The organism is Agrobacterium sp. SORGH_AS_0745 (assembly GCF_030818995.1).
In the GTDB taxonomy this organism is placed as follows: domain Bacteria; phylum Pseudomonadota; class Alphaproteobacteria; order Rhizobiales; family Rhizobiaceae; genus Agrobacterium; species Agrobacterium tumefaciens.
Window position 1 is genome coordinate 2073367 of record NZ_JAUTBI010000001.1, and the last position, 10626, is coordinate 2083992.

The following is a 10626-nucleotide window of genomic DNA, read 5'->3' on the forward strand; positions in this document are numbered from 1 at the left end:
GTGAATTTCCGCGCTGAAAAATGGGGCATTCAGTCAGGTCGATGTCAGCGGACATCGAGACTGTGTTCAGCGGGCTCTCCGAGGCCTGAACGAGCACCGAAGACGGCGTTATGTGCTTCACATCATCAATCTGAAATCGAGCGATGATATCGTGGCATTGATCCCCAGGGTTTCAAGGGAGCGGCCGATGCAGGACGTGGCGACGGTAGGGCTTGATATAGCCAAGCAGGTTTTCCAGGCGCATGGAGCAGATGCGAGCGGAGAAACCCTTTTCAACACGAAGATCAAACGCGAGAACGTTCTGGAGTTTTTCAGCAAGCTCAAACCATGCCTGATCGGAATGGAGTCCTGCGCTACAAGTTATTACTGGGCACGCCAGTTACTAGAATTTGGGCATGACGTGCGGTTGATCCATACCAGTTACGTGAAGCCCTTCGTGAAACGGGGCAAGACCGATGCCAACGATGCGGAGGCGATCAATGTTGCGCTTACGCAAAAGACAATGCGCTTCGTTCCAGTCAAAACCCTGAACCAACAAGCGGCGATTACGATTTTTCGAACTCGCAGCCTTTTTGTTTCACAACGGACTCAACTCGTAAACGCGCTGCGGGGGCACCTAGCGGAGGCCGGCCTGGTAGCGGCAAAGGGCATTCAAAATTATTCTAAATTACTCAAACTGATGGAAAGTGCAGCAGATACCGTCCTGCCGACAGTTATGAAACAGGCTCTCACCGACATTTGCGACCAGATACATCGATTGAATGATTTGGTCACGAAACTAGACAAAGAGATTGAGCGACGTGTCCAACACGATGAGAACGCGTGTAGGCTTCTGACGATACCTGGTGTTGGCCCGAAAACTGCAATGTGCGTTATTGCGACAATTCCTGATATCCATCGGTTTCCGTCTGGCCGCCATTTCTCTTCATGGCTGGGTCTTACTCCTCGCACGCATTCAAGCGGAGGTCGTTCGGTTCTGAGGCGCATTACGAAAATGGGGAATAGCGAACTCCGAACGATGCTTTATCTCGGGGGCACAGTAATCATGATGCGAGATAAGAAAACTCCAATCGGTCGTTGGGCCGCTCGATTGCGCGCGAGACGACCGTACAAAGTTGCCGCTATCGCGGTGGCAAACCGTCTCGCGCGCATCATTTGGGCTCTTTTGACAAATGGGGGAGTTTACGATCTGACGCACGGCCGAGAAGCCTCAGCGTGACGCAGCGATAATCTTGGGCGTTTGAATAGGTGGTGGTCGGCGGTAAGCTAACGGGTAGCGCACTAGAGAGCGAATAGGCCGAGGATATTGTTGTATTTAGAATACGTTCTTTATACAGGCGTTTGCTCTGCGTTTCGCATAATGGCGATCTTTAAAGGTAATGCCGTCAAGACTCATGCAGCGCTTCCAATTGCCTTGCCCTCGATCATCCATCTAGCGGGTCGCTTCCAATTAGGGGGCGGCCCGCACTCCTGTCTGGATGGTGATGGCCGCCTCCATGACCGTGCCTTTCTTGACGTGACTGCGTTACCAAAATTGCGTCGAAGTGAGCGGCAGTGCAGGCGGGCATCTGGCTGCAGCGGTTCAAAAGGGTGCGTCGTTAACGGTCCTTCGTAACCTCTGCGCTCCACTCAGTCGGCCACCGTATGGCGCCCGGAGCGCCTGCGATTGGGAAAAACCGGGACGCGATATACAACCTAGGATAAAGTACCATTGAATGTTCGCTATTGAGGAATGAGGGTATTCCAATACCATTTGCACAAATCAGAGCCGGTTGCCTCAAGATCGAATGTGCATCGTCCAGGAAGACAGGCATTCGTTTGGTGGCTACCAAAAATCGGAGTTTCAAAGGCCTCTGGAATGGCCCATACAGGACACCGTCGATAAGCGGAGCAGACATGAAGACCAGCCTTGAACATTTGCCAGAACGAAAGCAACGCGAGCTCGCGCGTGTCGTCGGAATTATTCAGGAAGAGTTTGCTGATCTGGTGGACCGCTCCAAGTCTGACGCCAAGAAGGATGGACGGATTTTCAAAATCATTCTGTTCGGTTCTTACGCGCGTGGCACCTGGGTGGATGAGCCGCATACGTCGAAAGGCTACCGCTCGGATTTCGATATCCTTGTCATCGTCAGCAACAAGGAACTGGCCGATCCCAAGTACTGGGACAAGGCGACCGATCGGCTGATGTGGGACAAGGAGATCGAGACGCCTGTTAGCCTCATTGTCCATGGCGCTCGCGAGATCAGCAATTTTCTGCAGGAAGGGCAATATTTCTTCAGCGATATCCGACGGGATGGCATTGCGCTCTACGAACTTGATGACAGAGAACTCGCCGAGCCGAAAGTCTTGATGCCGCACGAAGCTTTTGAGGTGGCGCGAAAGAATGCTGCCAATCGTTTCAAGGTGATCGATAGTTTCGTGAATTTCTCACTATTCGGCCTGCAAAACAGAGACCTTCCGGGCACTGCCTTTCAGTTGCACCAAGCAGTGGAGCATATGTACGGCGCTCTACTTCTTACCCTTACAAATCACACGCCAGCATCCCATAACCTCAAATTCCTAAGAGGACTTTCCGAGGATCGTGATGTCAGGCTGATCGAGGCTTGGCCTCGTGACCAAGCCAGATATGTCAGCTGGTTTAATCTACTCAATGAGGCGTATGTGAAAGCCAGGTATTCTGAACACTATGAGATGTCTGAAGAAGGTCTCTCTTGGATAATGGGCCGAGCGTCGGTGCTCTACGACATTGTTAAAGTGGTGTGCGCTGAACATCTCCAAAACCTTGAACGGGCCGCAAGACAAGCCGCAAATTCCAGCGACTGAGCTTCACGGGTGGCACAAACTTTCCTGAACTCAGGTAACAGCCACCGCAGCGTCATGAACCATACGGTCCAACCAACTCTCGCTATCGCTATGTCGATCTCCTCATAGAAACTGGTCTGTCTTCCAGGAACGAAGCCGTGGTCAACAGCTGCAGTTCCGGGGCGACCGCAATCGAAAGGAATAATCGTGGCAAGGAAAACCATCGAACAGCGCCTGGCTGAATTGGATGCGCAACGTTCCGCGCTCAAGGCCCGTCTCTCGAAAACCGAGCGCAACAACGACATGCGCCGCAAGGTCCTGATCGGGTCGCTCGTTATGCATCACCTCGAAACCTCGGATGATCAGGTTTTCAAGCAGCAGCTCGGTGAATGGCTGCGTCGTGAACTACCGGGCTTTCTGACACGCGACAGTGACAAGGCGCTCTTTGCCGATCTGATTCGACCAGTACAGCCGAGCACGGCAGAGAGTGGTGGCGGCGTGCAGGGTGCTCCATGAACCGATTGCGACTTGCCCGGGAGGCATTCAAAAACATGATGCGAGCCGCCGCGCGTGATCCGCTTTGGGCATTTCTGGCTTTGATTGCCATGCCCTTCCGAATCTGGAAACGGCTCCTCGGATTTATGTTCATCCTGTTCATCGTCACGTTTGTGATCGGCATGGGTGGCGCTCACTTCCTTGATCAAATGGGTTTCCGGCACGGCTCGCCTGTCTACATTATCCCAGGTCTCTTAACCCTGCTGTCGCTCGCCGTTATCACCTTTTGGTTCATCACCACTCCACTGATTTTGCATTTCGGGGATGATGACGATGATACCCATGGCTCTGCCCGCTTCGCGACACACAAGGAGATAGCCGCACTCACCTCATCCGGTTCCGGCCTGTTGATCGGTCGTCATACGAAAACGGCCAAGCCTCTGCGCTATGATGGCCCGGCCCATCTCCTGACGATGGCGCCGACCCGTAGCGGTAAAGGTGTCGGCACGATCATCCCGAACCTGCTGACCGCCGACCGGTCCATGATCTGCGTCGATCCAAAAGGCGAGAATGCAAGAATCACCGGCCGTGCGCGCCAGAAATTCGGGCCGGTTCATGTGCTCGATCCTTTTGGTGTTACCGGGAGACCCTCGGCAGCGTTCAATCCCCTGGCCATGCTAGATCCCCACGGCCTCGATGTCGCGGACGACGCCAGCACCCTTGCCGATGCCCTCGTGTTCGACGAACCGGGAATGGCGGGCGAGGCGCATTGGAACGAGGAGGCAAAAGCTCTTATCGGCGGATTGTTGCTCGAGATCGTTGCATCTGAACCTTTGAGACGCAGACACCTCGCAACACTTCGAGAGTATCTGACCCTTGCTCCGGAACAATTTGCAGCACTGCTCAAGCGTATGCAGGACAGCAATGCGGCAAGAGGTCTTGTCGCGCGTGCCGCAAACCGCCACCTCGGAAAATCCGATCGCGAAGCCGCAGGCGTTCTCTCCGCAGCCCAACGCCATACGCATTTTCTTGATTCACCGCGCATGACGGCCGTCCTCAGCGGCTCGGATTTCCGGTTTGCCGATCTCAAGCACAGCAACGTGACGGTGTTCCTCGTCCTTCCCCCTGATCGCCTCTCGACCTATTCGCGCTGGCTGCGCCTGCTTGTCTCACAAAGCCTGCTCGAAATGGCCCGCGATCCGACAAAGCCGGCGACACCGGTTCTCTATCTGCTCGATGAGTTCGCATCCCTTGGGTATTTGGCACCTGTCGAACGCGCGATGGGTCTGATGGCGGGCTATGGTGTCCAGCTTTGGCCCATCCTCCAGGACATCCATCAGCTGCGTGCCACATACGGTCACCGCGCCGGAACCTTCCTGTCAAACGCCGGCGTGCTGCAGGTCTTCGGCGTCAACGATCATGACAGCGCCCGCCTCATCTCTGATTTGCTCGGGCAGGAGACGGTCGTGTTCCAGACCATGGCGAGAGCCCTCGATTCCGATAAGACCGGGATCTCCTACAGCCAGCAACATACCGGCCGGCCGCTACTCACCCCTGATGAGGTGCGCAATCTTCCGGCGCACGGACAATTGCTGTTTCTAGCCGGACAACGACCAATATTTGCTGAAAAGCTCGCCTATTTTGCCGATCCGGAATTCAGGGAGATGTTCGACCCAGTTTAACGGGAATGGTGGTAAAAAGGCAGTTGGGCAACCCGTCACACCATTGTATGCGCGGCCCTCCGGCTATCTTGATTGTGAAGGCAATTTGCGCGCAATTCACTGGCCACGCAGTTCGCGAACGCAAGTTATTCGGCCATATCAAAGTCCGACCGCTTAATACTGTTCGGCAGAAAATCGAGAGCTTCGAGACTGATGGAGAGAGTTTCACTTTTGCCAAGCCCGTCTTCGTAGTGACACGAGACGTGCACCCGTGCTCGATCTGCTACAGTTGCGTGCTTCAAAAGCTCGGAGAAATCCTCATCACCCTCTTCGAAGTGAATCTCGAAGTCCAGCACGTGTGGAGCTGTTTGCCGATCAAGCCAGCCGTTAGCGGCATGAACCTCCTTGAGGTAGCCGTTCGGCCGAATACGCGCGGGGAGTTTCTCCACTGGCGCTTCCGAATTTGGCTCGAAGAAAACCAATCTCGCCGGCGGTTTTGTGATGAAACCCGGAATTTCAATCTTGATGCGTCGAATTGAAAAGACTCGCCTATTCCAGTTGACGATTCTGAAAATAGCTCTCTGGCCGTGCATCGAGCACAGGAAAACCTCAATGGTTGGGGTTCCGTCGCCTATAAGAAATGCCGTCTGCTTACGTTGCTCCGAAAGTTGGTGATAAACATAATAGGCAGCGAAAATCGCCACAACCAGTCCCGCCCACCCCGAGGTTGCGGATAGCCAATCCTGCAGTGTGCATTGCGGATTGTTGCAAAGCATGGAGGAGATTTCCTTTTAAGGGTGGAGCGCATCGTGGTCAATCAAACATGCGCTCCGGTTGAGCCCGGCAATGAAACTGTTGGTCGCTGTCATCGTATGAGGTTGCCGGGTCGGCCGACAACCGTCAATGGTAGACCTCCACGGTGAGCTTCAGGCGTCGAAGTTGGCCCCCTGGTGTGACGCCGATGCAGTGCGTGGACCACGATGTGAGTTGTTTCACTGAAGAGTTTCAGTACTAATCGTATTTTTATCGTAGGTTTGATGGAGATTTCAGAAGTAAAACATGATGGCGATATTTATTGCAGGGGCAACCTGTCGCCTTTGCGGGATTTTGTGCCAGGATTGCTGATGGTTCCGATTCATGCCCGGGGGCACGAGGCCACACGTAATCCAAACAGCCGTCCGACTTTTCTAGCGTTTCGAGTTTCGGTGCGGCAGTTTCGATCTCGGGTATCTGGTGCCTAGTCAGCGACAACATCGTCGCAAGTTCCTCTTGCGTTAGCAGGGGCCCCCGAGCGATTCATCGGGAAGCGTGTCGCAACCTGTTTGATGGCTATCACCCGGTCTATCGGAGGGTAACCTTGCTATTTTCGGCTGTGGATACGTGTGCGTTGCGTGTATGTATCCCTATAGTTGTAGGATATATTGTGCGTGTTGTTTTTGACTTTTGGGATTGAATCGAATGAAGACGGCTTTGCTTCTCTGTGCCGCCGCGATGGCGTTAGCTGGCTGCCAGACTCCGGCACCACAATCGGTTTTGGATTCGCAGCGTCCTCCACCCAGATCGATTAAACGCGACTATGTGGACGCGTTGCGCGGAACTATCAAGCTCGGAAATTTCACGAAAGCCGAGATTTCAAGCGTAGTGCTGCTCGATCCTGAGAGGCGGATTTATGCTTTTTGCACTCGGACGGCGGAACATTCCAACCCGAATTGGTCCTATATCGGCGTAGCCTTAAAACACAACGTGAGCGTGGACTCCTCAAAGAATGATTACCGCTGCCGTGACAAGCGGCTGAGGTATTACGAGTTTCCTGAGTTATTGAATATGAAGTCTTGATAGAGCGGCGCAGGCGGCGCCAGGCTCGTTTCCACGCCGCCATCTTTGCTCCTGCCATCGAATACAGTGGCGAGCCGGATTTGATGTCCTTCGTCTCGCAGCATGGGCGTCAGGCTGTGTATATTGACCCATTCCAGTGGGTCATTTACGGCGGATTTTCAATTAATTGACCCATTATAATGGGTTTTTCAGACGCATTCTTGCCGCCCGCGGAGATTTCACAGCGGTTTCAGCGTGACAAGCGCTGCTCATCATCTATCAGGATCAACTGATGTGGGAGAGTGTCTCCCCATGTCCAGAGGACGACGTTGAGGTCGGTATCAGTCGCACCCGGAGCAAAGCTCCTGACTATTAAACCGCAAAAGCCCTCGTTTTTCAGAGTCCGGGCAAGACGTTGTGTGGGGGCTTCACCGAATACATTCATGTCGTCTCGCCAGGTCGCGGTGCCGAGGGTTTTAGCGTCAATGCCATGATCATGAAGCAGGGCGCCATCGCGCGTATCAAACAACGGTGTTATGTCCGCATCGTAGGAGACGAGAGTTGTAGGCTGTAAGCTGCCAGCCTGATTTGCTTCCTTCAGTGCCGTGATGACTGTCACTGACGTGTAGAGGGCAGGCATACCTTTCGGATTGAATCTGCCGCCGTAAAGCTCGGCTCCTCGTCCGGAGAGGGGCTCACGAGCGAATACGGGATTAAGCGCCCTGTAGAGCTTGCCCCGGTAGTGCATCGGGTGGTCAGGCATGCACGCCGGCGTCTATCGCGTCGACGTATTCGAGTACTTCGTGAGCGCGCCCGTCTTGAACAAGCTGCATTGCCGTGTGGCCAGAGAAGCCTGAGAGAGGCTGTGAACGATACCAAGCATATGCCATCAGCGCGGACCCGAAACGGGCCTCAACCTTGTTGATGACTTCGATCATTTCGCGCAGTCGCCGTTGGGTTTTGTCGGACTTGATGCGTTCTTTGCGCTGTACCGCATCTTTGCCCAACCCGGCACTGCGGGCGATATCGTCGCTTGTTGTATGAAGAACGTCAGCGATTTTTCCTGGCGCGAACAGCCCGTTGTCAGCATATTGTGCGAGAGCCATGATCGCCTCCTCTGATTAGCCAAAGATATTGACGTAATATAGCGTCAAAATTACAGGCGTTCAAGGTGTGGGTGTCCCTTTCAGCTGCAGGCCGCTATATCTTCTCCTTGGATGCCGTCGCTATGGACGTTCGTACAGTGAGTGCCCTTGGGATACCGCCGAGCCGCAAAACCGCGTCCGGCAGCCGAAGTACGAAGCCCCCCTGCCACGCGGTCGCAAGTGGCAACGATTGGGATTTTTCGGCGATGGCCCGATGGTCTCTCTTGCGCCAATTGCGGTCATTGCACGAACGGCGAACCCAATACTCCGGAAACGGCTACTTCGTCGAATATGGCAAAACGCTCGACACAGTTATTTATCAAAGTCGTTCCGTGCTCCAAATTTCCGCAGAAATAACGTAGCCGTAAATCGCGTAGCAATTGCCGATAGGCCACAAATAGTAACGGCTAAAAAGGTAGACGCAGATATTTTTAGCTCAAGGTTATCGGACAAATAAATGAACGGTATTACGCTGACAATGCCGCAACAAGCCGCGAATGAGTACCCGGTCCCAAACCAACCCCGAAGATTGGCAAACAACACTCCACAGACGAACGCGGGTATCAAACCAAATAGCCAACCAAGGAAGGCTAGGGAAATTACTGATACGATCTCTGCACCTTCCACAAAGACCCCGAAAATTGCCCCGATAATAGAGCTGAACATTGGCCCGATTATCGTCGCGAACAAGATAATGTTCCAGGTTGTAAAGGGGGGCGGACGAGACATCAGCGCTACCAGCTACGGCCTAATTGAACCCTTGCCGCACTTATGCCATTCCATCTGGTAACCGGCTTGTCCGTCCTTACCATAGCGCAAGCCTTCACGACCCAGCAGCATCGAGACCTCACCGCGAGAATCGCAGGTCCGGCGCGGACATTCCACCGCTTCGCAGCAGCACGCCGACGAGCTTGCGCCGCTCCCGGATGTCGTCTTTGACTTGCCTATGGGCTTTCACCCGAGCCGTGATGTCGACGTCATCCTGCGGGCCGACATAGCGTCTCTTGTCCTTACCGTCGGGAGTAGGGAGATCAAAATACCAGTAATTGCGGCCCTTGACCGGAACGGCAACAAACCGACCCCCGAGGGGAAAATCTGCCTGAAACTGAGCATCGAACGTCCGCTGCGCGAGTTCAGCGAACGCCGTTCTGTAAACGAGGTCAATCTGTGTCATCGCCTGATCCCGTTATAATGAATTTGCAAAAAAATTATAACTATGCTGTCAGATGTCAATGGAGCGAGGCAAGACCACTTCGTTTTCATTCAGAAAGTGGACACTGGTTCGCTTTGACACCATTGCATTCAGGCCGTCGAGGCGGCAACTTTGGATGGCCGCAAATTGTCGACTGAAAAGCCGTCGTCCTCTCCTTAAATCAAGTAGTAGTAAGGTCGATCGATAGATTTGGCGCCAACGCATGTTTTCTCTCGAGAGAGGAGACGCATCGCTGCGAAGAGATGATATCAGCATTCTGCAGCGAAGCCGTGGCTTACACGCCTTTTATGATGTCGCAGATACCCTTGCGGATGACGTCCTTGTCGGCGATCTGTCCTGCCTGAATGTTGAAAACAGCATCGATCCGGACAGCGGCGCCTTTCTGGCGGGCGACAACGCGCAGCGTCTGAATCCTGCCGCTTCCGCTGGTTTTCTGATGGGCATCGATTGACGACAGTTCCTTGTTGATCTGGATACCTGAGAAACCTTCTGCTGCGACGGCCTGGGCGAGCTTTTGAAGGACAGCGGGTGCTTTGGCTTTCGGCAGTTCCTGAAAGGATTTGTAAGAGACAGCTGTGACCATCGGCACACCTGAGACTGTGAAGTTTTTCTCGCACGATGCTGCGAAGGCCGGGCTGGAGACGGTGATCAGACCGAGAATTGCGATGGCATGTTTCATATTGCGTAATCCGGTTGTTGGTGAAGGTTTTCAGCTGTTGGCCGCATCAGAATGTCGACCGTTTTCCTCTGTAGGTTGATGGCGGCGGTAATGCTTCATGGGCTTGCGCGAGCGTTTCCAGCCATGTTGAGAGGCCATCTGGAACTGTATCGTTGCCGGCTTCCAGCGCCTCGATCCATGAGAGTTCACATTGCAAGGCAGAGGCAATATTGATTGGCGTCCAGCGGATTACCCGCAGGCATTCATTAAAGCGTTCTGGCGACATGATGATTTGTTATGTTCCCCGTATTTTCGCGCAGAGGCTCCCTCACGCGGCCGCGATAGTCAATCATTTTTGCAACTTTTGATAGGCTGAACGATCCGTATTTACCTGTCATTCGATTACATGAGGGGAGCACGCGCTGCAGGGCGTGCAGGCGGAATATTATACCTTCGTAATTGCTATTAATACATATATTTGTATATTTATACTTGATGCCGGGAATGGATTTCCCTTTGGCGAGGGTGAGTGGGTGGTTTGGTTAGGATCAGATCAACGGCTGGAGGGTGTCGGTAAAACATATAATTTACTCAGCTGGACACACAAACATATAAATAAGCATAAACCAACCGCATTAAGGGAGGATGGGGATTTGATTGGTAAAGCTCGTCTGTTTGTGCGCAGATAATTTTGGACCGCTATAACCATGTGATTTTATATAGGTTTTTACAGCGAGGTGGATTTATTTATATGGGGAAGCGGGAAGGAATCTGATTGGCAAGTGGATTGAAAAGGCGATGAAAACTGGCGGCGATCGATTATAATAACAATATCAT

Annotated in this window: 10 protein-coding genes and 1 pseudogene; 5 read left to right on the forward strand and 6 right to left on the reverse strand. The window is 53.2% G+C overall.

What is annotated here, in order from left to right; all coding sequences use genetic code 11:
• Positions 1-187 precede the first annotated feature (187 nt).
• The 4 genes from QE432_RS09320 to QE432_RS09335 all read left to right on the forward strand — a co-directional run bounded on the left by QE432_RS09320 (position 188) and on the right by QE432_RS09335 (position 4979).
• Entirely contained in the window at positions 188-1219 is a 1032-nt protein-coding gene (locus tag QE432_RS09320; RefSeq protein WP_174065808.1) for an IS110 family transposase, read from the forward strand.
• A gap of 677 nt (positions 1220-1896) precedes the next feature.
• The gene (locus tag QE432_RS09325) at positions 1897-2823 is read left to right on the forward strand and encodes a nucleotidyltransferase and HEPN domain-containing protein (protein WP_112192225.1); all 927 of its coding nucleotides are present in this window, start codon (positions 1897-1899) and stop codon (positions 2821-2823) included.
• A gap of 186 nt (positions 2824-3009) precedes the next feature.
• Positions 3010-3318: a mobilization protein gene (locus QE432_RS09330; RefSeq protein WP_306623912.1), complete on the forward strand. Its 309-nt coding sequence runs from the start codon at positions 3010-3012 to the stop codon at positions 3316-3318.
• Entirely contained in the window at positions 3315-4979 is a 1665-nt protein-coding gene (locus QE432_RS09335; protein ID WP_306623914.1) for a type IV secretory system conjugative DNA transfer family protein, read from the forward strand. The genes QE432_RS09330 and QE432_RS09335 overlap by 4 nt, the downstream gene beginning before the upstream one ends.
• 125 nt (positions 4980-5104) lie before the next feature.
• Here the strand turns inward: QE432_RS09335 and QE432_RS09340 are convergent, their stop codons facing one another.
• Positions 5105-5734 (reverse strand): hypothetical protein, encoded by a 630-nt coding sequence (locus QE432_RS09340; RefSeq protein WP_306623916.1) that lies wholly within the window; start codon positions 5732-5734, stop codon positions 5105-5107.
• A 682-nt stretch (positions 5735-6416) separates the two neighbouring features.
• Here QE432_RS09340 and QE432_RS09345 point away from each other — a divergent pair.
• Entirely contained in the window at positions 6417-6794 is a 378-nt protein-coding gene (locus tag QE432_RS09345) for a hypothetical protein (protein ID WP_080671273.1), read from the forward strand.
• 229 nt (positions 6795-7023) lie between these two features.
• On the opposite strand, the gene QE432_RS09350 is transcribed toward QE432_RS09345, so the two are convergent.
• The 5 genes and pseudogenes from QE432_RS09350 to QE432_RS09370 all read right to left on the reverse strand — a co-directional run bounded on the left by QE432_RS09350 (position 7024) and on the right by QE432_RS09370 (position 10075).
• Positions 7024-7521 carry an RES family NAD+ phosphorylase gene (locus QE432_RS09350; RefSeq protein ID WP_035200513.1) on the reverse strand — a complete coding sequence of 166 codons (498 nt, stop codon included), beginning with the start codon at positions 7519-7521 and terminating at the stop codon, positions 7024-7026.
• A gap of 7 nt (positions 7522-7528) precedes the next feature.
• Entirely contained in the window at positions 7529-7879 is a 351-nt protein-coding gene (locus QE432_RS09355; RefSeq protein WP_035199106.1) for an MbcA/ParS/Xre antitoxin family protein, read from the reverse strand.
• Positions 7880-8783: 904 nt separating this feature from the next.
• A pseudogene (locus tag QE432_RS09360) lies at positions 8784-9092 on the reverse strand (nucleotidyltransferase family protein); the annotation flags it as partial.
• Positions 9093-9405: 313 nt separating this feature from the next.
• On the reverse strand, positions 9406-9810 hold the full coding sequence (locus tag QE432_RS09365; RefSeq protein ID WP_306623918.1) for a hypothetical protein: 405 nt from the start codon (positions 9808-9810) through the stop codon (positions 9406-9408).
• A gap of 46 nt (positions 9811-9856) precedes the next feature.
• Positions 9857-10075, reverse strand: a complete 219-nt coding sequence (locus QE432_RS09370; protein ID WP_306623920.1) for a hypothetical protein — start codon at positions 10073-10075, stop codon at positions 9857-9859.
• Positions 10076-10626 lie beyond the last annotated feature (551 nt).